General features: G+C 39.4%; 21 protein-coding genes. 9 read left to right on the top strand and 12 right to left on the bottom strand.

Features of this window, described 5'->3' with window-relative positions; all coding sequences use genetic code 11:
- Window positions 1-4: 4 nt before the first annotated feature.
- Both ccoN and ccoS read right to left on the bottom strand, forming a co-directional pair.
- Window positions 5-2,476: a cytochrome-c oxidase, cbb3-type subunit I gene (ccoN, locus tag GX437_09200; GenBank protein ID NLJ07831.1), complete on the bottom strand. Its 2,472-nt coding sequence runs from the start codon at window positions 2,474-2,476 to the stop codon at window positions 5-7.
- Between the two features lie 2 nt (window positions 2,477-2,478).
- Window positions 2,479-2,640, bottom strand: a complete 162-nt coding sequence (gene ccoS / locus GX437_09195; protein ID NLJ07830.1) for a cbb3-type cytochrome oxidase assembly protein CcoS — start codon at window positions 2,638-2,640, stop codon at window positions 2,479-2,481.
- Window positions 2,641-2,823: 183 nt separating this feature from the next.
- Between ccoS and GX437_09190 the strand changes: the two genes are divergently transcribed.
- A complete protein-coding gene (locus GX437_09190) occupies window positions 2,824-3,036 on the top strand; it encodes a hypothetical protein (GenBank protein ID NLJ07829.1) in 213 nt (70 codons plus the stop codon).
- Here GX437_09190 and GX437_09185 read toward each other — a convergent pair.
- The 3 genes from GX437_09185 to GX437_09175 all read right to left on the bottom strand — a co-directional run bounded on the left by GX437_09185 (window position 3,033) and on the right by GX437_09175 (window position 8,379).
- Complete coding sequence (locus GX437_09185) at window positions 3,033-6,212, bottom strand: PKD domain-containing protein (protein ID NLJ07828.1); 3,180 nt, start codon at window positions 6,210-6,212, stop codon at window positions 3,033-3,035. The genes GX437_09190 and GX437_09185 overlap by 4 nt on opposite strands.
- A 75-nt stretch (window positions 6,213-6,287) precedes the next feature.
- Window positions 6,288-7,838 carry an Rne/Rng family ribonuclease gene (locus GX437_09180; protein ID NLJ07827.1) on the bottom strand — a complete coding sequence of 517 codons (1,551 nt, stop codon included), beginning with the start codon at window positions 7,836-7,838 and terminating at the stop codon, window positions 6,288-6,290.
- Window positions 7,839-8,097: 259 nt separating this feature from the next.
- Window positions 8,098-8,379, bottom strand: coding sequence for an integration host factor subunit beta (locus GX437_09175; protein NLJ07826.1), 282 nt, complete (start codon window positions 8,377-8,379; stop codon window positions 8,098-8,100).
- 268 nt (window positions 8,380-8,647) lie between these two features.
- Here GX437_09175 and GX437_09170 point away from each other — a divergent pair, with 268 nt between their 5' ends.
- The 3 genes from GX437_09170 to GX437_09160 are packed head-to-tail and all read left to right on the top strand — an operon-like array spanning window position 8,648 to window position 10,853.
- On the top strand, window positions 8,648-9,070 hold the full coding sequence (locus GX437_09170; protein NLJ07825.1) for a hypothetical protein: 423 nt from the start codon (window positions 8,648-8,650) through the stop codon (window positions 9,068-9,070).
- Window positions 9,071-9,127: 57 nt separating this feature from the next.
- A complete protein-coding gene (locus tag GX437_09165; protein ID NLJ07824.1) occupies window positions 9,128-9,706 on the top strand; it encodes a calcium-binding EGF-like domain-containing protein in 579 nt (192 codons plus the stop codon).
- 13 nt (window positions 9,707-9,719) lie between these two features.
- Entirely contained in the window at window positions 9,720-10,853 is a 1,134-nt protein-coding gene (locus GX437_09160) for a T9SS type A sorting domain-containing protein (GenBank protein NLJ07823.1), read from the top strand.
- Here the strand turns inward: GX437_09160 and GX437_09155 are convergent.
- Window positions 10,850-12,013, bottom strand: a complete 1,164-nt coding sequence (locus GX437_09155) for a hypothetical protein (GenBank protein ID NLJ07822.1) — start codon at window positions 12,011-12,013, stop codon at window positions 10,850-10,852. The two genes, GX437_09160 and GX437_09155, sit on opposite strands and share 4 nt — an antisense overlap.
- 198 nt (window positions 12,014-12,211) lie before the next feature.
- On the opposite strand from GX437_09155, the gene GX437_09150 reads away from it, so the two are divergent.
- Genes GX437_09150 through GX437_09140 form a run of 3 tightly spaced genes read left to right on the top strand, consistent with a single transcriptional unit; the run spans window position 12,212 to window position 15,596 of the window.
- Window positions 12,212-13,642, top strand: a complete 1,431-nt coding sequence (locus GX437_09150) for a GWxTD domain-containing protein (protein ID NLJ07821.1) — start codon at window positions 12,212-12,214, stop codon at window positions 13,640-13,642.
- Window positions 13,643-13,678: 36 nt separating this feature from the next.
- A complete protein-coding gene (locus tag GX437_09145) occupies window positions 13,679-14,566 on the top strand; it encodes a hypothetical protein (protein NLJ07820.1) in 888 nt (295 codons plus the stop codon).
- Window positions 14,559-15,596, top strand: a complete 1,038-nt coding sequence (locus tag GX437_09140) for a glycosyltransferase family 2 protein (GenBank protein NLJ07819.1) — start codon at window positions 14,559-14,561, stop codon at window positions 15,594-15,596. The genes GX437_09145 and GX437_09140 overlap by 8 nt, the downstream gene beginning before the upstream one ends.
- A gap of 6 nt (window positions 15,597-15,602) precedes the next feature.
- Here GX437_09140 and GX437_09135 read toward each other — a convergent pair whose 3' ends face one another.
- Window positions 15,603-16,004 (bottom strand): hypothetical protein, encoded by a 402-nt coding sequence (locus tag GX437_09135; protein ID NLJ07818.1) that lies wholly within the window; start codon window positions 16,002-16,004, stop codon window positions 15,603-15,605.
- 95 nt (window positions 16,005-16,099) lie between these two features.
- On the opposite strand from GX437_09135, the gene GX437_09130 reads away from it, so the two are divergent.
- Window positions 16,100-16,660: a manganese efflux pump gene (locus tag GX437_09130; protein ID NLJ07817.1), complete on the top strand. Its 561-nt coding sequence runs from the start codon at window positions 16,100-16,102 to the stop codon at window positions 16,658-16,660.
- A 3-nt stretch (window positions 16,661-16,663) separates the two neighbouring features.
- Here the strand turns inward: GX437_09130 and GX437_09125 are convergent, their stop codons facing one another.
- The 4 genes from GX437_09125 to GX437_09110 form a co-directional block, all read right to left on the bottom strand.
- Window positions 16,664-17,551: a c-type cytochrome gene (locus tag GX437_09125; GenBank protein ID NLJ07816.1), complete on the bottom strand. Its 888-nt coding sequence runs from the start codon at window positions 17,549-17,551 to the stop codon at window positions 16,664-16,666.
- A gap of 21 nt (window positions 17,552-17,572) precedes the next feature.
- Window positions 17,573-18,919 carry a polysulfide reductase NrfD gene (gene nrfD / locus GX437_09120; protein NLJ07815.1) on the bottom strand — a complete coding sequence of 449 codons (1,347 nt, stop codon included), beginning with the start codon at window positions 18,917-18,919 and terminating at the stop codon, window positions 17,573-17,575.
- A 21-nt stretch (window positions 18,920-18,940) separates the two neighbouring features.
- Window positions 18,941-19,891 carry a 4Fe-4S dicluster domain-containing protein gene (locus GX437_09115; protein ID NLJ07814.1) on the bottom strand — a complete coding sequence of 317 codons (951 nt, stop codon included), beginning with the start codon at window positions 19,889-19,891 and terminating at the stop codon, window positions 18,941-18,943.
- Between the two features lie 135 nt (window positions 19,892-20,026).
- Window positions 20,027-20,995 carry a polyprenyl synthetase family protein gene (locus GX437_09110; GenBank protein ID NLJ07813.1) on the bottom strand — a complete coding sequence of 323 codons (969 nt, stop codon included), beginning with the start codon at window positions 20,993-20,995 and terminating at the stop codon, window positions 20,027-20,029.
- 59 nt (window positions 20,996-21,054) lie between these two features.
- Here GX437_09110 and GX437_09105 point away from each other — a divergent pair, with 59 nt between their 5' ends.
- Window positions 21,055-21,936, top strand: coding sequence for a hypothetical protein (locus GX437_09105; protein ID NLJ07812.1), 882 nt, complete (start codon window positions 21,055-21,057; stop codon window positions 21,934-21,936).
- Here GX437_09105 and GX437_09100 read toward each other — a convergent pair.
- A partial coding sequence (locus GX437_09100) for a biopolymer transporter ExbD (protein NLJ07811.1) occupies window positions 21,933-22,335 on the bottom strand: 403 nt, incomplete at its 5' end. The genes GX437_09105 and GX437_09100 overlap by 4 nt on opposite strands.

Below are 22,335 nucleotides of genomic sequence, written 5' to 3'. Positions count from 1 at the left end.
GTCATTATTTTCTTACAAATTCTTCACCCTGTGGGGCTTTGGCATTCGGGGGATTTGTCCCGATCAGGTTGATGACGTAATTGGTAACTTTATTCAGGTCATCGGCAGAGAGTAAAAACTTCCATGCCTGCATGCCTTTGGCCGGTACTCCCTCGCTGATGACGGTGTAAATGTCGTCATTGCTCCCGCCATGCAGAAAGAAATTATCGGTGAGGTTGGGGCCTATGTTGTTACCTTCCCCATTCTGACCATGACAGGCAACACAGTTTTTGATAAAAACAGATTTACCGGCTTCCATTACGGCTGCTTCACGGCTGACTGGCCCCGGGAAACTAAGTTTCTTGGTTTCTGTTTTCTGAGCCACCGAAATATCTCTTCCTAAACGGTGCAGGTAAGCAATCAATGCAATAACCTGACGGGTGGGTTCAACATTAATGTTATTATTTTTCAGGTCGTTCACAATTTCCTGAGCCTGCTTCATCAGGTCAGCATTGGCAATTCTATCGTAACCATCCGGGTAAGGAACACCCAGTTTTTGCATGACTCTTATTTTTTTAGGCGTGGAGGAAGTATCAATATCTCTGGAAATCAGCCAGGGGTATTTTGGCATAATCGACTGCTTGTCAATATTTTTCGGATCAAGGAAATGATTGTAGTGCCAGGCCGCTGTTTTATACATTTTTCCGGTGGTTACACCTGCCCTTGCCAGATCGGGGCCATTCCTCTTTGAACCCCATAAAAAGGGATGATCGTAAACAAATTCTCCGACTTTGGAATATTCTCCGTATCGTTCAGTCTCAGACCTGAACGGCCTGACAATTTGGGTATGACAAGTAGCACATCCATTGGCAATATAAACATCGCGACCCTGCAGTTCGAGCGGGGTGTATGGTTTGACACTTTCAATAGTCGGAACATTTGATTTGATGAAAATAACGGGTAAAATCTGTATCAAACCGCCAATAGCTACTGCAATAAAGGCAATAACAGAAAAGCGTACCGGTTTGCTTTCCAGCCAACTGTGTCCTTTTTCACCATTATGCTTTTGCTTTACCAGTGCAGGGGCACTGTCGGCTTCTTCGGCAAGGAAAGAGCCCTGCTTAGCCGTTTTATACAGATTGTAAATCAGAATGACTACTCCGCTAAAATACAGGGAACCGCCAATAGCGCGTGTAATATACATGGGAATCAGACGGGTAACAGTTTCGAGAAAGTTAGGATACATCAGCATACCGTCTTCTGTAAATTGTTTCCACATCAAAGTCTGTGTAAAAGCCGACCAGTAAAGCGGAATGGCATAAAACAAAATTCCGAGTGTACCGAGCCAGAAATGAATATTGGCAAGTTTTTCTGAGAAAAGCTTTGTTCTGAATATTCTTGGGAAAAGCCAGTAAAGCATACCGAAAGTCAGAAAACCGTTCCAGGCGAGGGCGCCTACATGGGCATGTCCAACCGTCCAGTCTGTAAAATGGCTGATAGCATTGACATTTTTAAGAGAAAGTACCGGCCCTTCAAGGGTTGACATTCCATAAGCAGTAACACCCACTACGTAAAATTTAAGGATAGCGCTGTCACGGACTTTATCCCATGCTCCCCTGAGTGTCATCAATCCGTTGACCATCCCTCCCCATGAAGGAGCAATCAACATAATGGAAAAGACTACTCCCAGCGACTGAACCCAGTCGGGAACGGCCTGATATAATAAATGATGAGGGCCTGCCCAGATATATAAAAATATGAGTGACCAGAAATGAAGAACAGACAGACGGTAAGAGTAAACAGGCCTGTTGGCGGCTTTCGGCAAATAGTAATACATCAGTCCCAGAAAAGGAGTGGTCAGGAAAAAGGCAACGGCATTGTGTCCATACCACCATTGAACAATGGCATCCTGAACACCGGCATATACAGAATAACTTTTCAGCAGGCTGACAGGAATTTCCAAAGAATTAAAAATATGGAGCATGGCAATTGTAATCACCGTTGCAATGTAAAACCAGATGGAAACATACAGGTGTTTTACCCTGCGTTTGGCAATGGTACCAAACAGGTTGATGCAATAAACTACCCAAACAACGGCAATCAGTATATCAATAGGCCATTCAAGCTCTGCATATTCCTTGGTAGTGGTATAACCCAGCGCAAGGGTTACGGCAGCTAAAACAATAATTATCTGCCATCCCCAGAAGTTTATGTATGCCAGTGTATCATTAAAAACCCGTGCTTTGAGTAAGCGTTGCATCGAATAATACAAGCCTGCAAAAATTGCATTTCCGACAAAAGCAAAAATAACTGCATTGGTATGAACAGGCCTTAGCCTTCCATAACTCAGAAAATCAATACCGAAGTTCAAAGCCGGAAAAGCCAGCTGAAGAGCGATCAGTATGCCAACGAGCATTCCGACAACCCCCCAAACAATAGTGGCTATCGAAAATAATCTTACAATCCGGTTGTTGTAATAAAATGTCTGCTGTTCCATATTCAATCTTCTTTTTTGTTTTCGTTTTCATCTTCAAATAAAATCCTGACTGAGGGAGAATAATCATCATCATATTGCCCCGACCTCACACTCCAGATAAATGCGATTAAAAATCCCAATGCAATAGCCAAACTTAACCCGATTAAAACGTAAATTACAGTCATTAACCCTGAAGTGTTTCGAAAAGCAAATATATTTACTTTCTTAACTTTAAAAATTTTTTCCTCATTCTGAAAAATGTGTTTTTAAACATTTTTTACAACTCATTGATATTCTTCTAAATAAAAAGAGGAAAGTTTCTTTTCCTCCTAAAAGGGAATTAAACAATAATTCAAATAGAATTTGCTATGATCAGACAATTCCTCCGTGCAGGATTTATCACATTTACTACCATCAAATTATTGCTTATTCCTGCCAACTATATCTCAGATGAAAAAGCCAAAATTGAAAATATTACTGACTTCGCCTATTTTCAGGCGGAAGCCATGCAGCAGATATTGGTCAGTAATCTTGAATTGTCAGACAAAGCATTCCTCAACCTGAGAAGAAGAGATTTTTAAAAAATTAACTTAAGGGTTTCACTCCTTCCGGAATCATCGGTTACCACTAAAAAGTAACATCCTCTTTGCAGTCCTTCCTTCTTGATAATTAACCTGTTATTCATCATTTCAGGGATAATTAGCTCTTGTCCCAGTACATTGATTAACCTGACTGCTGAAACCTGAACAGATGGTGGAATTTCGATGAGCAACAGCCTGTCGGATGAATAAACAACCTTTAGCCTGTCAAAGGCTGCTTGATGGTCTGTCAGATTGCCAAATTTCTTAACCTTAATTTTATTTGATGCAAATCCGTCACAATCGTTCTGATCCGCAACACTGAGGGAAACAGAAAATTCGCCTTCATGTGAATAATAATGAACGGGGTTCTGAGAATTTGACTGTCCTCCGTCCCCAAATTGCCAATTCCACGATTTAATGGGATAAAAGGGAGAAACCGTCATGTCTTGGAAATAAACGGGAGAATCAACAAAAACAAGGGTATCGGACATTGAAAAAGAAACTGCCGGACCTGAATAAAACATCATTTTTAAGGTATCTGACCTTGCTGCACATAAGTTACTCTGAACGAGAGTTTTGGCAGAGATTTTAAAATATCCCCTGTCGATGTCCTGTTGATTTCTGTAGTAGTAAAGGTATGGAAAAAACCTGTCCGAGCTTTTTCCTGAAGCTTCTCCCGAAACTGGGGTCCATTCCACACCTGAAGAATAACGGTTGATGGCATGTAATAAGACAGTATCGGTGCAGGATGCAGGGTGGCTTTTGTCCAAAGCGATTTCCGGATGATGCAATATATTGATATTCAAACTTTTTTCAACCTCACAGCCGGAAGAATGTTTGTAATGGTAGATGACTGATACTGTTTTAAAAGAATCGGATGAAATAGCTGCCGGATTGAGATAGCATGAATCTACTATCCATGATGGAGACGAAAGAAAGTTTCCTCCGGAAGGGGTAGCAATCAGTTTTATTTTTGCATGGTCGCTGCAATAAGATGTTTTTGAATCTTCCGTATTCAATGTCATATTTACGGTATTATTCACATTAAAGGACTGTGTATCCGTATTTGAACAACCGTACTGATTGTAAACGGTATAATAAAGTTTATAATTCCCCCAGTAAAGTTTATCGGGATAAAGAATATTATTTTTTTCAGCGGAAGACACATTGCAACTCCATTCACCCCCGGCAGGGAATCCGTATAAAGAAAGATCGAGTGGAGGGCTGTTGCGGCAAAGGGGAGGTATTTTAAGGGTCGATACCGTTGGTACAGAATTGACTTGAACCCAAACAGAATCAACTGAATAACAGGAGGATGCAGGGTCAATCACCTCATATTTCAACAGATAGCTTCCCTGTCCTGCTTTTGAAGGATAGACATGATGCCCCTTCAGAAATTTATTATCTGAACATGACCATTTTCCACCTTTCGGGCTAACAAACTGATCGAGGTCGAGGGAGTCTTCATTTTCACATAAATCAGGTATGGTATAAAAAAAGATAAAATCACCGGCATAAACGTCAATACTGTCGGTGGAGGAACAAAACGAGTCAGTAACAGTAACCCAGTAAGTCGTATTATTGGTTACAACGCCAGTACTTATTTCAGAAGCCGTATCATTATTACTCCACAGATAGCTGACTCTTCCTGAAGGGAAAAACACTTTTGGAATGATGGTCATGCTGTCGCCAAAACAAAGATGGGTGTCGGCAGGAAGTTCTGTATAAATAAATGTATCTGTTTGAAAAACAATAAGTTTTGGAGAAGCACAACTACTGTCGGCCAGCAGTCTGTACTCGACAGTATAATTCCCGGGCTTTTTAAATTTAAAGTTAAAAGAATCAAGAGAAGAAATCAAATGCCCACCGTAATACCATTCTGAATGGTAGTTTTTCTTCCCCACATTCAGGGGTTTGGCAGAAAATGAATAAGTTCCGCAATCATATTTGGTAACAGAAATATCCGACTTTATCGTATCAGGCCATACATAGAGCACAACTTTTCTGGCAGTCTGAGCACCTAAAGGACAATTGTTGTCTTTGGCCAGGATGTATAAAACATGAGGATTTTTAAGCATATCTGCTGTTGAGGGTGTCCATATTAAATTTCCTGACGGGAGCCTTGTCTGTCCATTGTTTGAAGTCCATGAAACATTACTGAGCTGATGAATGCATTGTAAAGAGACGGTGTCGTCATAATCAATATCCGATGTTTGAAACGATAACCGGAAGGTACTGCCGACACAAGCCGAAACCAGGGTTTGTCCTGAAATCAAAGGAAAATTATTCAGTGGACAGCTAAGTGAAATCACCCCGTATTCTCTTCTGGTTTCGCCAATTTTCACTCCATTCCTGAAAATTTCAACCCTGACTGAAAAAATACTTTCACCTGTTTTCATAGGCCTGAAAGTAACAATTCCTGTTTCAGTGTCGAGATGAAAACCTTGCGGAAAATTGAGGTTTTTATCAGGAAATCCTAAAAATTCAAGAGGTTTTTCGTAGCTGAACTGACCTGAAAAAGTGCAGAAATTAGCCGAATCACTCAAGGGTTTCACCAGTGAAAAAACAAGAGAATCAACAGCCGGGTTGAGGGTTCCCGGATCAAAAACCACATCACTGGTCGCACAGCAAACCAATGCAGGTGGCAAAGTAAAAATGGGAGAACGATTACTGTCAGCAACACAATGATTCAGAATAGCATAAGTGTAAAAACCCTGCCCTCCCGGGCCTGTATTGATGGAATAAGGGCGTGTCTGAGCATTGGGATAAAAAAGTATTTCACAATCCTGCAGGTTGGAAAAAACGACAAGCTTTGTAAAAGTCAGCTTTTTAATGCCGTATCCGAAAGAGCTGCAGCCGGTCATACATTTGGTACATTGCCCGGCACAGGCAGCAGTAATATCTGTTGAGCCTTTCAGGCTGAAAACCTCCTGCCGGATGAAAGCAGAAGTAGCCAAATACCTGAAAGTCATCACTATCTGGGTGGGCATGCTGGTACGGCAATCGGCATACAGGTCGCAGGAGATGATGATACTGTCTTTTCCTGCTGAAATCCAACTTAAATCAGAACCCAGGATGTCAGAGGCCTGCAGCTTGAGGGAGACCAAAGAAATGATTTGAAAAATCAAGAGTTTCCTGTATAAATTACTGCATAAAGAATACCTGATGACTTTCATTTTAAGATTTTGGCAGGTATCAAATTTAATGATTCTGAGGAATCGGGGAGAAAATTTACTTCAGAAATTTAACTATTAATATTCCTCCAGAATATCTCTGCCTTTTCTGTCAAGAAACTTATAGTCAAGAAGATGCATGTTGGCAGAGGTAATGACAGAAATCCATGATTTGTATTTCATCACCCATTGAAGGCGCTTTGAGAGTAAACCTCTTTTCAGGTAGGAAGCGATGAACGGATGAACTTTAAGAACAATATATCTGATTTTCAATTCACTGCAAATAAAGTTCAGGCTATGTTCGATATCATCAATGATAAGCGTAGTAGGCTTTACCTGTCCTGTCCCGCGACAAACCGGACATGTTTCATGAGAAGCCAGATCCACTACAGGCCTTACCCGTTCGCGGGTTATTTCCATCAAACCAAATTTACTCAGTGGCAGACAAACATGTTTTGTTTTGTCCTTTTTCATCTGGTTTTTCATGTGTTCGAGCAGAAGACGCTGATTTTCAGCCGAACGCATATCAATAAAATCAACGATGATCAATCCCCCGATATCACGAAGCCTCAACTGACGGGCAATTTCCTCAGCGGCTTCCATGTTGACATGTAAAACATTTTCCTCTCTGTCGGTTTCTTTTGCCGTTTTGGTACCGCTGTTAATGTCGATGACAGTCATGGCTTCGGTATGTTCAATGACGAGATAGGAGCCTTTCCCGAAATTGACTATTTTCCCGAAGAGTGACTTAATCTGCCTGTCAATTTTATATTGTTCAAACAGGGGAACAATATCACTGTTGAGCTTTAAAATGTTTTTACTATCCGGTGATATTTTCTCAAGGTACTGATATAACTGATTGTATGTCTGTTTATTATCAACAATAATCGAATCAAAAGTATCATTGAGCATTTCCCTGAGAATCGACATGGCTTTGTTTTCTTCGCCAAGGAGTTTCAGCTTGTTTTGGCTGAGATTTCTGACAATTTCCTGCCATTTGCCATAAACATGATAAAAATCTCTTTCAAGAAGTCTTAACTCCTGATTCTCAGCAGCAGTACGAATGATCAGGCCAAAGTTTTCAGGTTTTATTTTTTGAAAAACATTCTGAAGTCTTTTTTTCTCATGAGGTTCATGAATTCTTTTTGAAACAGACAGACCGTTTGAGAAGGGGATTAATACGAAAAAGCGTCCGGTAAGGGTTATTTGGGATGTCAACCGATGTCCTTTTGTAGAAATAGGTTCCTTAACAATCTGAACGACAATGGGTTCATCTGCTTTTAATACATCCTGAATAGAGCCATTTTTATCTATTTCCGGATGCCTTTTGAATTCAGAAATGTCTTCACCAACACTTTTTGAATTAATGGCTTTTTGAGTAAACTCATTGAAATTCAATATGTCCGGCCCGAGATCATGATAATGAAGGAAAGCATTTTTTTCATGGCCGATGTCAATAAAACAGGCATTGAGTCCCGGCAAAATCTTTTTGACTCTTCCGAGATAAATGTCGCCAACCATATATTCCTGGTTAGCAACATCCTGATGAAATTCAACCAGTTTGTCATCTTCAAGTAATGCGATGTCCAAACCAGTTAAAGATGATTGTATAATCAGGTTTCTTTTCAAAATACCGTTTTATTTAAAGCAAAATTGCTTAAACAAAACCCGTGCAGGAAAACAATTGTTGTGCTTAACCTTTGAGTTTACTTCTTCTTCTTATGACGGTTCTTCCTCAATCTCTTTTTACGCTTGTGCGTAGCTATCTTATGTCTTTTTCTTTTTTTACCACTTGGCATATCTATCTATTTAATAAAATTCCATCTCCACAAATCAACAACACGACAGTCTGATGAAAACTGCCGATATTTTAATTAAGCTCAGAAAGTTATTTCTTTGCTTTTATTTTCTGGGTAAATTCCTTTGCAGGTTTAAAATAAGGAATGTAGTGCTCAGGAACGACAATGGCAGTATTTTTTGTAATATTACGGCCAATCTTCTGTGCTCTTTTCTTGAGGGTAAAGCTTCCAAACCCTCTGAAATAAACACTGTCTCCTTCAAGAAGGGAGTCTTTTACAACTTCAAAAAATACTTCAAGCATTTCTTTTACATCTCTCTTTTCCAATCCTGTTTTCTTGGAGATTTGAGCAATTACGTCAGTTTTAATCACGAGCTATTGTTTTTTAATCGGTTAAACAAAAATTTCCGGCTGCAAAAATAAGATTTTTCATTTAAACAAATCCCTGAAAAATTTTTTTTACCTGATTTACTGTAAATTATCCAAGCCTATTAATACCTGCCTGTTTTTTAGCATATTGTTTTTTTAGCTTATCTTTGTAGTAGGTTAATCCTTATTATATAAACGTAATTTCACCATGAAAATCATTACTTTATCGATTATTTGCTGTTTAACTTCGTTTTTTTCCTTTGGTCAGAATATGGACAAAATCTTTCCTAAAGGCAAAAAACCCATTGATTGTACCATCACCAATATAGATAAAAAAGAAATCTCATACCGCATTGAGGCAAACGATGGAAGCCTGACAAACTACAAAATTCCCTTCAAAGAAGTCGAAAACATTGAGACCAGCAATAAACTGATCATGTCGAAGTTCAACGAGGTTAAAACAGAAATGGATGTCCCTCCTGATGAGGATGTAAAAAAAGCATTTTTATTAATAGGTGGTGGAGCAGCTCTGTTAGTGGGAGGAGTTGGTGTGATGGCGTTGTCGAATGCTCCCGGAATACGTGAACATAAGCGGGGACAATTTCTGGCCACTGGTCAGGTGATGGCCGTTTCGGGACTTGCCCTTGGCGGACTGGGATTTTATCAGTTGAAGAAAGCAAAAGACAAAAATTAACAATTTTGTTTTTTTCGTACCTTAGCAATTGTTTTAAACCTCAAAATTTTTAAGAAAATGAAAAATATAGGATACTTTCTGGTCGTACTGATTGGTATTTTTACATTTGTTGCCATTCAAAACTGCGGAAAAGATAAATGTGAAGGTATAGTCTGCCTGCATGGTGGCACCTGCGTTGACGGAACATGCAACTGTAAACAGGGTTATACCGGTGACCTCTGTCAGGCTGAAATTAAACCTAAAGCAGTTAAAATTACAAAATTCAAGGTTCTTGGCTGGCCCGGAAACAATGGCGGTAATCCATGGGATAACAATGACGGCCCTGATATTTATGTCAAAATTATGCAAGGGACAACTGAAGTTTACAAACACCATAAGTCCGAATATAATGTACCAGAAGATAAAGTATTTGAACTTGTTCCGCTTGCTGCGTATATTCCTTCACTTGACCCCGATAAACAATATGTGATTCAGATCTGGGATTATGATGAAGATGAAGGTAAAAATGACCAGAAAATGCAGGAAACCACAGCATTTAAACCCTATACTTCAGGGGAACAGTTTCCGGCTACCAAGATTGTCAAAAGTTTTCTCTGGGATTTGCAGATTGAGCTGACGCTACAGTATGAATGGTAGTATTAACTATAGTATGAAAAACCTGCTTCTCACACTTTTTTCAGTGATTTTTATTGTCTTTTCCGGTTTCTCACAGGAAATCGTCAAAAAAACCAGTATTGCAAGACCAATTATTGCAGGGCATCTCGAAGTTGAAAAATTTGACAGTATTCCCGATAGTTTATTGCCTGAGATTGCCGCTTTAAAGCTGATGTTCAGACATGCATCTGTCGGAACTACAATTGATAACGGGTTGAACTGTCTTCAGGGTACACGAAGCAATCCTCCCGTTTGTAAAACTTTCCCTCCCTATAAATATGACAGAAGAAACTGGCATTTTCAGCTCAGAGGCAATTCAGGATGGTATGGGAAAATAACTGATTTTATGAATGAAACCCGTCTTCAGGCAGATAGTTATGATATTTTTGGTTTTAAATATTGTTATCTTGACGGCCTGGACGAACTATCCATACCTTGCGGAAAACCATTCAGTGATGCCGAGGTGAGTAAAGCATGGTCAAGCCTGAGAGACAGCATGGAATCACTTGAAAATCAATATCCTGATCAGGTTTTTATCTGGGCGACCATTCCTCTTACCCAACCCGGACAGCATTGTACCGACACATTAAATAAACTAATCCGTGCTTATGTCAGAGAGAACCATAAAGTTTTATTTGATATTGCTGATATTCAGTGTCATGATTCAAATCATCAGAAATTATTGAATGCTTACGGATGGGAAATGGCCTTTGCAGGTTGGTGCGGAGAAAAACCACCCGGCCCCTCCTGTCATCCGAACTGGACAGGCTCTGTCATGCTGGCCAAAGCCTTCTGGTGGATGATGGCAACTTTGTCGGGATGGAGCGATACTGTGTTGCAAGATATTCCTATTCAACATGAAAATGTAACCAGATTTCAAATATCCCCTAATCCTGTTTCTGAAAATGCACAGATTCAGTTTATTCTGCTGAATACCAGCGACATATCGGTTTCAATCTATGCTGTTACCGGCCAGATGCTTAAAAATGTGGGGATGTACAGACAATTATTACTCGGTCAGTATCTGATAAAAGCAGACATCAGTGATTTGCCTGATGGTATTTACATGCTGAAAATCAAAAGTAATTATTCCTGGAAAGTTGAAAAACTCATTAAGAGGCATTATTAAAAATCGTCTTCCCTGTTTTTCTTCTCAAAAATTTCAAATTTATAGAAAAAGCACTCTGTTTTACCCAGTAAAAGATTGACTTTCAGGCGCGGATTCAGATTTATTTTAGCCAGAGCATCTTTGTTGGTGCAAAGAATTCCCAGGGTGCAGGAGCTTAAACTTTCCTTCAGCCGGTTGCCCAGTTTTTCATAGTAAACCAGAATATCCAGTTTCCCGATTCTTTCGGTGCAGGGAGGCTCAAAAACAAGGGTGGATTTTTCAGCCGGAGGTTTAAAAGAAAAGACATCATTCACCTCAAATTGGATTTTATTATGCAGGTTGGCATGTAAAAGATTCTTTTTTGCAATACTGATCAGGGAGGGCTCAATATCAAAAGCATAAATTTTCACCTTTGAGGGCTTGGTTTGCTGTTTGGCTTCACTGACTACTTTTTCCCAGAGATTTTTATCAAAATCTTTCCATTTCATGAATCCGTAAAACTCGCGGTAGATGCCCGGGGCAATGTTGTTGGCCATGAGAGCGGCCTCAAAAGCAATGGTTCCTGTCCCACACATCGGATCAATAAAAGTAGTGTTGGCTTTCCAGCCTGAAAGCATGATCATGCCGGCAGCCATTACCTCATTTAAATCTTCCTCCGTCCTGACTGCTTTGTAGTTACGGTTAAACAAAAAATCACCGGTGCTGTCGATATAAATCGTAAAGAAATCATTATACCCATGTATCTGAAAAGAAATATCCGGTTTTTCAGTAGTAAAGGCGGGAGTAAACTCTTTTTGTTTTTGCTTGAAATGTTCATCGATTGAATTCCTGACAGCCTGATTGACAACAGCCAGGTTCTTAAAGAATTTTGAATTGATATTCATGCTCAGGCTGTACCTGTCTTTTGGGGTCAGGTAATCAGACCAGTTAACTTTAAGGAGATTTTTCTCAAGGTGGTTTTCATTTAATGCCTTAAAAAAATAAACCTTCTTTACAATTTTAGTAGCTGTCCGCAGGTGGAGGTTGGCTTTGTACATGGTTTCGGTAGTTCCCTGAAAATCAACCGTTCTCTTTCTCACCGTGATATTTTTTGCTCCGATTGCCTGCAACTCTTTTTCCGTCAGATGTTCAAAGCCCTGAAAAGTTCTTGCTGAAAAATCAGATAAAGTATTCTCTTTCAATTAACAGTATGTTTACTACGCTTAATTTTAAAAAAAATGCAAAGATATTTGTTTCAGTAAATATGCAAGCGAAAATCTTTGATAATATCATTGGTTTTCACCACCATATTTGTAAATTTGCCATGACATTATATTCAGCTGATTATTTTTCATTTACCTTTGAATGACATACCGAATTAAAAATTGCCCCGAATAATCATGAAGAAATTTTCATTAATCCTCATACTGCTTATAAGCACTGTATTGTCAGATGGAATGGTTGTTTTTATGAATTATTCAGTTTTTAAAAATGACCTGAACAGCAGCATTATTGAAGTTTATCTCAAAATTCCTTTAAATACCCTGTATTTTGAACAAGCCGGAGATAATCGCTTTCAGGCTTCGGTCAATTACGAAGTCAGGATTCTGCAAAACGACAGTGTATTCTTTCAAAAAATATATAACCTGAGCAGCCCCGTGTTAGAAGATACCCTTCATCTCAATTTTGCCTTACTCGACCTGAAGAGAATTGAACTTCCTCAGGGTATCTACCGGCTTGAAATTCAGTTGATTGATGTCATCAATGACAAAAATACCGCTTCGGCAGCCGCTATTATTGACACGAAGTTCCCTGATAAGCAGGCTGTTTTTTCAGACATCGAACTGCTCGATACAGTTTATCAATCTGCAAAAGAACCCGGAAAATTCACCCGTCTGGGATACGAACTGATTCCAAATGTTTTTAACTCCTTTACAAGTCATCAGAATCAACTTTATTTTTACACTGAACTCTATTCTATTCCTGAGACATTCAATGGAAAAATGATCTTTTTCAGATATTATATCAGTAAAGATTCAGTAGCTATAGACATGACTGAAAAAGTAAACAAGCAGGTTGCCGGGCAAACCAATTTTCTGATTGGCTCACTCAACATCAGTATTTTACCTGAAGGGAACTATGAACTGGTTATTGAGGCGTATTCCAAAGAAAATCTGTTACTTACCTCAAAAAAAACCGCATTTTCAAAGCGAAAAACACATGATTATTATCTTGGATTAACTTCAGAAACGAATCGGATTCATTTTGCCGGATTAATCAAAGAATACAGTACAGAAGAGCTTAAGAAAAATATTTCTTATCTGGAAATTATTGGCGATAATAAAGAAATTCAGCAGGTTAAACTCATGCAAAAAGAAATCGACCGCGCTGAGCTTGAGAGTTTTTTCTTTGAATTCTGGGTCAGACGCGATAGTCTCAACCCGGAGTCAGCATGGATAAATTACTTTTCACGTATCAGTGATTGCAACCGACAGTTTACCACCATGATGCGCGAAGGCTACCTGACCGACAGGGGACGTGTTTATCTGGAATATGGTCCTCCGAATAGTATCTCAGAATCAAGCAGTTCACAACTGGCTTACCCCTATCAGATCTGGCATTACTATCAGCTGACCAAAAGTCAGCAGAATAAAAAATTTGTGTTTTTCAACCGGACAGGAGCGCTCAACGAATATGAACTCATCCATTCAAACGCCCTTGGAGAGCCTCAAAATCCAAAATGGCGTGAAATCATCAGTAAATACAACAACCTCAACCCGAACAACGATCGCTTTTTCGGTGATTTTCTTGATGAAGACTTCAATGAATAAGCTTATTTTTACGCCTCCAAAAAACAGCCCTTTAATTTGAAATACCTGATTTATTCTCTGTTTTTTCTGATTTCGGTGTTGCCTGAACCCATTCCGTATTTTTTATCAAAATTCATCAGATTTCTTCTTCAATACATCGTTAAATACCGTAAAAACGTGATTAACAATAATCTAACAAGTTGTTTCCCTCAAAAATCCGGTAAAGAAATAAAAGAGCTGATGAGCAGGTATTACCGCAATTTCGCAGAAGTGCTGATTGAAACCGTCAAGCTGACTACCATCCGGAAAAAATCCCTTCTTAAAATGGTCAAATTAATTGAAAATGAAGATTTTAAAACTTTCACTTCTGTGCAGGGCAACATCATGATATATTTTTCGCATCGGGGAAATTTTGAAATCGGTTCACAGTTCTTGGGGCTTTATTTGAATAAAATGGTTTACGGAGCATATAAACCATTTAAAAACAAGCAGGTGGAGTGGCTCTGGCACAAACTGAGAAACCGTTTCATGACCCGTGCTATTCCTGTCAGGCAAATTGTCAAAACGATATTTGAGAATGAAGGAAAAGGAATCATCTATGGCTTTTTAAATGACCAAAGTCCTACGCTTGGCGACAATCATTCATGGTTTCGCTTCCTTGGAAAAGATACTATTTTTTTTACCGGACCCGAAATGATTGCCCGAAAATTCAATCATCCGGTTTTTTTCGGTGATTTGAGGAGAATCCGTTACGGGCGATATGAAGGAAGTCTCCGTTTACTTTCGTTAAATCCTGCAAATTCAGAACCCGGTACCCTGACCTCTTTGTATGTCAAGGCACTTGAAAATGCAATCATTTCAGACCCTGCCAACTGGCTGTGGTCACACAACAGGTGGAAACATCATCCCACCGGCAACAATTTTAAAATTTCAGAAAATGGATAGTCCACTGGTCAGCATTCTTATTTTAAACTACAATGGTAAAAAGTTTCTGGACGACTGTTTTCGCTCTGTCCTTGAAACAGATTATCCTCATTTTGAAGTCATTATGATCGACAACCTGTCGACTGACGACAGCGTTGAATACACGCAGGCCCATTATCCAAAAGTTCAGGTGTATCAGAATGGTGTTAATGGTGGCTTCAGCCTTGCCTACAACAATGCCTTTAAAATTGCCAAAGGAAAATACTTTGTCGTGTTGAACAACGATGTAAGGGTTGACAAAAACTGGCTGAAGCCTCTGGTTGAATTCTGCGAAAATCATCCCGAAGCCGGTTCAGTTCAGCCCAAGCTGCTGTCGATGCTGGAACCCGATAAATTTGAATATGCAGGAGCATCAGGCGGATTTCTCGACCGGTTCGGCTATCCGTTCACAAGAGGTAGGGTATTTGAATATATTGAAAAGGATGAAGGACAATATGACGACATTATCAGGGTATTCTGGACAACAGGAGCTGCCATGATGGTCAGGGCTGATGCCCTTCAGTACAGCGATGATTTTGATGTCGATTTTGTGCATCACATGGAAGAAATTGACCTCTGTTACCGTATTAATCTGGCTGGTTATCAGTTGTTTGCCATACCACAATCGCTTGTATATCATTATGGTGGTGGAATCATTCAGTACGACAGCTATAAAAAAATTTACTGGAACCACCGCAATTCAGTATTTATGATGCTCAAATGCCTTGAAGGGAAAAATCTCCCCCGCTTCATTTTCTCAAGGCTTTTACTTGATGCCATGACTTTTGGCTGGGCATTCGTAAAGCTGGAATGGAAAAGGGTTTTCGCCTTGATTCATGCCTATTGGTGGCTTCTCACCCATCCGGCCATGATCATCAGGAAAAGGAAAAAGGTGCAGAAAAACAGAAAAGTCAGCGATAAGGAAATTTTCAAATTATTGTATCCCGCAAGTATTGCCGTCCGGTATTTTTTCAGGAAACAAAAAACATGGAAGGATTTGATGCAAAAATAAGCAGGATTAAAATTTAACCAATGCCTCAGTATGATTTTTAACAAACTCATTTTCAAGAAAAAGAGTTGCTTCAGGGACTTTTATAGGTTTTGAAGCCTGTAAAAACTTAGCTGCCCAGTAAGAGCCGCCAAATTTTGAAAGCGGCTGAATTTCAAAAGGCTTGCAATACTCAACGTCTTTCAGCCGGAAAACATATTTGTATTTCGAAGCATCAGGCCATGGCTTATCATTGGTTGGGTCATCAATGACTCCCTTTGCTCCTATGTAACTAATACCGTTGAACTTAACTGCCAGATATATTAAATCTCCCCTGGCAGGTGATAAACCCGAAAAACCAGCTACTCTATGCTCTGCACATAAGTAATAATTCCTGAGATTGTCGCCACAATGAAGAATACGGATGTTCATCTCTTTTTCCTATCTGTTATCAGGGCAAAAATAACACTTTCTCCGCAACTGTCGTGAAATATTTAATACTTTTATCCTCCTGAAAAAGATGCAAAATGGATACGCTAAGCCTGTTTTTAATTGCAATCGGACTTTCTTTTGATACATTTGCTGTTTCGGTTTCGAACGGACTCAAAGACAAGGAACTCAGCTTTGTCAATGCCTTTAAAATTGCATTTTCACTTGCTCTTTTTCAATCACTTATGCCTGTGATGGGCTGGTTGTTTGGCAGCACAATAAAAACTTATTTTGAAGCAATCGACCATTGGATTGCTTTCTCGTTATTGCTGCTTATTGGCTTAAAAATGATTTATGACGGTTTGTTTTCAAAATCTGAAAACAAAAACCTCAATCCGCTTCATTTACCTACACTTTTAATGTTGTCGCTGGCCACAAGTATCGATGCATTGGTGGTAGGATTCGGATTTGCTTTTCTTGAAATTAATATTGTAGCGGCTGCTCTGATCATAGCTTTTACCACCGGAATTGTTGCCATGCTGGGAATGTTGTTTGGCAAAAAAATAAGCGGTGCTGTCGGGAATTTTGCTGAAATACTTGGCGGAATAATTCTGATAGGAATAGGAGTCAGAATTCTGTTAATGCATATACTTCCCTGAATTTCAGGAAATACCGGCTTTTGGTATCCTTGAAATCAGATAAACCACATACAGAATGGTAGCCCAGACACCTAAAACCACACCCAGATAGGATAAAATAATCCACCATTGTGTATGTGCATTCCACGACCACAATGACCTTTTGGCATATATATCAGGAGGCGTAAAGGGCTTACCGATTTTTACCTTTTCGATGGTGGCTTCACTGGAACCTGCTTTAACAATCAGTGTACAATAGCCAAAGGTATCTCCCCTGATATTTTTGGGGAAATCGGCAATGGCAACCCCTTCCTGATTGGTTCTGACAGTAGCAAACTGCAATTTGCCGAAATACCTTTTGACAAATAATTTCAATGATTCCTCAGCCAAAGGTTTAACTTCCTGATTTTCTTCTGTTTTGGTTGCTTTTATAATTATCTTTCGGGTAGCTTCATTTACCTGCACATCAAAAGTGACTGCACCTTTGATTTCCTGAGCAGCTACAGTATTTCCTGATGGTTTGTAATCAGGATTAAATGACCTTGCATAAGCAATGACCATCCAGCGTTGCTCTTCAGATAAAATAGCTTTAAACTGAGGCATGGTTCCTCTGCCATTGGTAATTTTATAAAACAAATCGCCATCGGTATTTTTCTGATACTTTTCAGAAGCAAAATCGGGAGGAACCGGATTCAGGCCGGCCAATGGATTATTTTTGCCGGGATCTCCATGACACGATTTACAGTTTTTCTGGTAAATTTCTTCTCCCTGGGCAATGTTTTCGGCTGTAAACGGTAGCGGACTTGTCAGTTTTGATTCATCCGGAGGAACAGTCCATTCCTGTGCTTTCGATTTAGGCAGGGAGAATAATATTAACGTTAAACTAATAATACTGAGCATTAATATTTTCATGACTCTTGTTTTTTATGGTTTTTAATCAAACAAATCTTTTTCTTTCACTCCTTTTTCGTGGGCATATTCCCATACAGGAATGACAGGAAATACTTTTGCCAGAATGGTAATAATTAAAATGGCCATACCGATTGAGAAAGAAGTAACGAGAATTTCAGTACCGGTTGGGACATAATGAGAAAAATTTTCAGGAACAAACTGAATGGGTAAAGTAGGATGGAGCATGGTAGGAACCACAATCAGGTAACGCTTGAACCAGGCAGCAATCAGCACCACAATGGCAATGATGAAGGCAGGTACTGGTTTTCTCATTTTTTTGAAAAGGAGCAAAACAATAGGTAAAATCAATCCGCCTACCTGAACAAGGTAAAACATAACAGCAAATTTACCTGAAAATAATTCGTGGATGTGAGCACCTTCGAGTTTTCTCATTTTATAGGCAGGAACCAGAAATTCATTTATATTGAAATACAGATACACCAGAGAGGTCAGAACGAGCAGTTTGCACATGAGGTCGAAGTGTTTGTCTTCGAGATAGTTATGAAGTCCATATCTGTTTCTGTAAACAAACATGACAATCAAAACGGCAGCACATCCGGCCACAAAGGCACCCGTTACGAAATAAGGGCCGAAGATGGTGGAATCCCAACCCGGGCGTAATGTGGCAGCAAACAACCATGAAGTAACAGTATGAATGGAAAGGGCAACCGGTATAATGAGGATAAGTAAAATACGGATGGCTTTTTTAAGTATCTGCATCTGTTGTTCATTACCATTCCAGTTGAGAGAAAGAATCTGGTATGTTTTCCTTTGCCAGAGGGGAATACCTGTGAGTCGTTTGCTCATCATGGCTAAATCGGGAATCAGCGGAAGATAAATCAGTAACACACTGATAGTCAGATAAGTAGTAATAACAGTAACATCCCAGAGAATAGGAGAAGCAAAACGTGCATTTTTAATAACGTTCAACACCCTGTCGGGACGCCCCATGTCCATGATAATGATGATACCGGCAAGGGCAACAGCTGCAATGGCAATTTGTTCAGCAATACGTGTAATAGGGGTAACCCATTTATAACCAAGTAGTTGTAAAACAGAGCTGATCAGCATTCCAATGAGACTGACGGCAACAAAAAAAACAAAATTTCCGAGATACATCCCCCATGAAACATAGTCCCGTAAGCCGGTAACACCCAGTCCTACTTTCAGCTGATGTGTCCATGCATAAAATCCAACAGCCACAATTGTCAGCACAAATACAAGCCAGGCAACACTTCCCTGATCATGTTTCTTAATAGGACGGTATAAATCTTCTTCTATCTGGTGAAGAATCTTTTTTGAATCTTCCTGTACATGGATTTCACTCATAAGTATAAGATTTAGTTTTTATCAAATGTGTTCAGTATCTTCAAGTTCAGTTTTTCCTTCATGTTGAAAGGGGAAAAGCCTGTTTTTAGCCGGCAGATAAAACACCTGGGGTTTTGTACCTAACTCTTCGTGGACAGTGTAACCTGCATTTTCACGAATTAATTCACTGAAGCTGACGGTTTCACCTGTAGTGCCGTTGGTAACAGCATCTTCATTTTTATCACCAAACCAATAAACACCATTCGGGCAGGCTGACACACAGTAAGGCAGTTTGCCCTGACGAAGCCTGTCGGCACTGAAAAGGCATTTGGTAATAGTTCCCTTTTTCTGCGGAACATTAAGCTCAACATCATAAACCCTGTCTTCATCGCCTTCTACTTTCAGCGGTTCAAACCAATGAAAGACACGTGCGGAATAAGGGCAGGCAGCCATACAGAACCGGCAGCCTATACATCTTTCATTATCAATGAGTACGATGCCATCAGAGCGCTTCCATGTTGCATTCACAGGACATACTTTTGTACAGGGCGGGTTGTCGCAATGATAACAGGGTTTCGGCATAAAATAAGGTTTGGTGTCTTTGCTGTCCTGCATGATGAGTGTATTAATGTGATATTGCTCAGGCCTGAGGTGATGTGCTGTCTGACAGGCAGCAATACACATTCTTGCATTTCTGCATTTGGCCAGATCAATCACCATTACCCATTTCCGGCCTTTTAAGCCTTCAAAACCCCGCTTTTGATTGCGTTCAAGTTCTTCTTTCGGGGTCAGGCTGAGTTCGGTAGCTTCGACCTCTGCCAATTGTCCGTCCTGTGTTAATACCTTGACTTTTTTACCTTTTTTCTTTTGTACCTGATTGGCTACATATAGAGAGCCTCCGGCAGCAAGGGCTCCAACTCCAACAGTTAGTCCGAAATTCTTTAAAAAATTCCTTCTTGATTTGTCATTGCCGGAATCGTTATTATTTCCCATAGAATTTTTCTAATTTAAAATGTAATACCTGAATTTATCAAATTTCAAAAGTAAATTATTTGAATTAATGCATTGAATACTTTTTTTAACTCTTAAATGATTTTTATCAAATTGCAATTCCCCAACCGAACCAGTTCAGTTATTTCTGTTGACTACAAATTCAAGAAGTTTTACCAGTGAATTCCTGTACTCCGAATCAGGATAAGCAATGATTGAGTTTTCAGCTTTATCCTTATACTCCATCATTCTTTCGGCAGCATAGTCAAATCCACCTTTTGAGTCAATAAAATTCTTGATTTCCGTAAAATCCACAGAACTAAGTTTTCCTTCGGAAATAATTTTTCTGATATGTCTTCTTTCAGCTGCATCGGCAACATTCAACGCATAAATCAATGGCAATGTGAGTTTTTTCTCCTTCAGGTCAGCTCCTTTGGGTTTTCCCGTAATCGAAGCGTCATAATCGAGAATATCATCTTTTATCTGAAAAGCGATACCGGTATTAATCCCAAATTCACTCATCCGCCTGACATTTTCCTGGTCAGCCGATACAGATAAAGCCCCTATAACACAGCAGGCCTCTATTAACACTGCTGTTTTCATTCGAATGACTTCAAAATAGATTTCTTCCTTGATGTCGAGTTTCCGTGTTTTTTCAATTTGTAATAATTCCCCTTCGCTCATCTGTTTTACGGCATTCGAGGTAACCTGAAGTAAATCGATATCTCCATGATTTACAGCAACAAGCAATCCTCTTGACAGCAGATAATCGCCCGACAACACGGCAATTTTGTTTTTCCACACCGCATTGATTGAAAAAAATCCTCTTCTCTGAAAACTATCATCCACCACATCGTCATGAACAAGGGTGGCTGTATGAAGAAGCTCTATCATAGCTGCCCCCCTGTGCGTTTTTTCTGTTATTTTACCATTCAGCCCGGCTGAGAGGAAAGTAAACAACGGGCGTATTTGTTTCCCTTTTGTTTTGATAATGTAGTTCATGATAATGTTGAGCAAAGGTGTATTCGACCTGACTACCGTCTTAAAGTAATTGTCGAATTTTTTCAAATCTTCATCAACAACTGCCCGTATTTCCTTCAGACTCATTTCTTAATTTTTCAAAAAACAAGTTTTTTTTTCACGGTAAAGCTACTAATTTCGAATTAATGTTAAAACATATTTTAAGCCTCGGATTCATGAAATCGGTTTGTTTGAAAAATCTTGCCCTGCCTTCCCGATATGATATACCCCTGCTTTATGATTTATTTTACCTGAAAGACGGAAAAAGAAAACCATTCCTCATTTTTTCACATGGCTTTAAATCTTTCAAAGACTGGGGAGCATTTGATCTGATAGCTGATTTTTTCTCAAAAAAAGGCTTTGTTTTCATAAAGTTCAATTTCTCGCATAACGGCACAACACCCGAACACCCTGAACTGATTACAGATGAAAAACGTTTTTCCGAAAATACCATCGAAAAAGAAGTATGCGATTTGAACAGCATTATTAAAAACCTGCCTTTTATGGAAGGTATTGAGGAAAAAGAATGCAACTTCGATGAAATCTATCTTTTAGGACACAGCCGGGGTGGATGTATTTCGATAATCTGTGCCGCTGAAAATCCTGCCGTTAAAAAACTTGTTACGTGGTCTGCTTTCAATGATTTTCCCGCAACATGGGCAAAATATTACGACATGGAAGAATGGCAGAAAAAAGGATACAATTATCGCGAGAACAAGCTGACAGGACGTCCTTTGCCACTCAGCTACAATCTGTACCTGAATTATCTTGAAAATGAAAAGCGGTTTAATTTAAAACAGGCTGTTTCAAAAATCAGAATTCCTTTTATGGTGGTGCATGGGATTGAAGACAAGGAAATTGCTTTTGAAGAAGCTATTGAAATGAAAAAATGGAATGCTGAAATAAAATTAAACCTGATTCCCTATGCTGATCACAACTTTGGAATGAAACATGGAATTGAATATCATCGCCTTCCGGAAGATACTGCATTTATATGCAGAGAGACAGCAGAATTTCTGAAATGTTAATCGATTTTTACAGCTTTATTCGCCAGATAGCTGATTTTTAAAGCACTGGCTTTACGAAGTTCCTGTTTTACATCTGTAACCAGCCCCATCTTTGTATCCCTATCAACACGAAGGGTATAAGTTAAAAATGGCCTGATACGCTCTTCTCTCTGAAGTCTCTCATTTTCAACAAACTCAATAATATTTTCGGGCTGTCCGAATTTATCATTCAACTGAATAATAGGTGCAGTACCGTATTTTGCCTTATAGCTGGCAATAGGAGGTCCTATGCTGATATTGACAATCCATTCCTTTTTCTCCAGTTTGGTAACTTCTGAAGCAGACGGGATGTTGGTTTGCACCATCGCATCGGAATCTCTGATTTTTGTAGCCACCATGAAAAAGAACAGAAGCATAAAC

The sequence above is a fragment of the Sphingobacteriales bacterium genome (assembly GCA_012517435.1).
Lineage (GTDB): Bacteria > Bacteroidota > Bacteroidia > CAILMK01 > JAAYUY01 > JAAYUY01.
The sequence above is the reverse complement of the archived record's forward strand: the minus strand, read 5'-3'. Positions and strand labels throughout refer to the sequence as shown.

Excerpts from the sequence above, each read along its gene's own strand:
- GX437_09110 (NLJ07813.1), bottom strand. The coding sequence starts at position 20,995 with ATGAGTCTGAAGGAAATACGGGCAGTTGTTGATGAAGATTTGAAAAAA.
- ccoN (NLJ07831.1), bottom strand. The coding sequence starts at position 2,476 with ATGGAACAGCAGACATTTTATTACAACAACCGGATTGTAAGATTATTT.
- GX437_09185 (NLJ07828.1), bottom strand. The coding sequence starts at position 6,212 with ATGAAAGTCATCAGGTATTCTTTATGCAGTAATTTATACAGGAAACTC.
- GX437_09190 (NLJ07829.1), top strand. The coding sequence starts at position 2,824 with ATGATCAGACAATTCCTCCGTGCAGGATTTATCACATTTACTACCATC.
- GX437_09170 (NLJ07825.1), top strand. The coding sequence starts at position 8,648 with ATGGACAAAATCTTTCCTAAAGGCAAAAAACCCATTGATTGTACCATC.
- GX437_09160 (NLJ07823.1), top strand. The coding sequence starts at position 9,720 with ATGAAAAACCTGCTTCTCACACTTTTTTCAGTGATTTTTATTGTCTTT.
- GX437_09150 (NLJ07821.1), top strand. The coding sequence starts at position 12,212 with ATGAAGAAATTTTCATTAATCCTCATACTGCTTATAAGCACTGTATTG.
- GX437_09125 (NLJ07816.1), bottom strand. The coding sequence starts at position 17,551 with ATGAAAATATTAATGCTCAGTATTATTAGTTTAACGTTAATATTATTC.
- GX437_09165 (NLJ07824.1), top strand. The coding sequence starts at position 9,128 with ATGAAAAATATAGGATACTTTCTGGTCGTACTGATTGGTATTTTTACA.
- ccoS (NLJ07830.1), bottom strand. The coding sequence starts at position 2,640 with ATGACTGTAATTTACGTTTTAATCGGGTTAAGTTTGGCTATTGCATTG.
- GX437_09105 (NLJ07812.1), top strand. The coding sequence starts at position 21,055 with ATGTTAAAACATATTTTAAGCCTCGGATTCATGAAATCGGTTTGTTTG.
- nrfD (NLJ07815.1), bottom strand. The coding sequence starts at position 18,919 with ATGAGTGAAATCCATGTACAGGAAGATTCAAAAAAGATTCTTCACCAG.
- GX437_09140 (NLJ07819.1), top strand. The coding sequence starts at position 14,559 with ATGGATAGTCCACTGGTCAGCATTCTTATTTTAAACTACAATGGTAAA.
- GX437_09115 (NLJ07814.1), bottom strand. The coding sequence starts at position 19,891 with ATGGGAAATAATAACGATTCCGGCAATGACAAATCAAGAAGGAATTTT.
- GX437_09135 (NLJ07818.1), bottom strand. The coding sequence starts at position 16,004 with ATGAACATCCGTATTCTTCATTGTGGCGACAATCTCAGGAATTATTAC.
- GX437_09130 (NLJ07817.1), top strand. The coding sequence starts at position 16,100 with ATGGATACGCTAAGCCTGTTTTTAATTGCAATCGGACTTTCTTTTGAT.